The 304-nt window shown below is 39.5% G+C and carries 1 protein-coding gene; it reads right to left on the reverse strand.

Translation table 11 applies throughout. The annotated features are described in order from the left end of the window. Positions 1–98: 98 nt before the first annotated feature. Positions 99–304: hypothetical protein (locus HX062_RS16015; RefSeq protein ID WP_286468118.1), on the reverse strand; the 206-nt coding region annotated here is incomplete at its 5' end.

A 304-nucleotide genomic window follows, 5' to 3' on the forward strand; every position in this document is an offset into this window, starting at 1 on the left:
GCAGTCTTGAAAACTGTTGACTGTAACAGGTCCGGGGGTTCGAATCCCTCTTTCTCCGCAAAGAAAACCGATAACGATAGTTATCGGTTTTTTTATTTTCAGCAAGTTGTGGAGAGTTTTACTCTCAGCACAACTTGCTGAAAATAAAAAAATGAGGATAAGCGTAGCTTATCTGTTTTCTTTGTGTCTATATACCCCCAAATGGGATCTGTAATCCCTCTTTCTTTTTTCCAAAGCTCGCTTTGTGGGTACTTTTTGGAAATAAAAAAAGCACAATGCCGAGTGTAGCGAGGTATTGGTTTTC

Origin of the sequence: Myroides sp. DF42-4-2 (assembly GCF_030326445.1) — a bacterium.
GTDB lineage: Bacteria > Bacteroidota > Bacteroidia > Flavobacteriales > Flavobacteriaceae > Flavobacterium.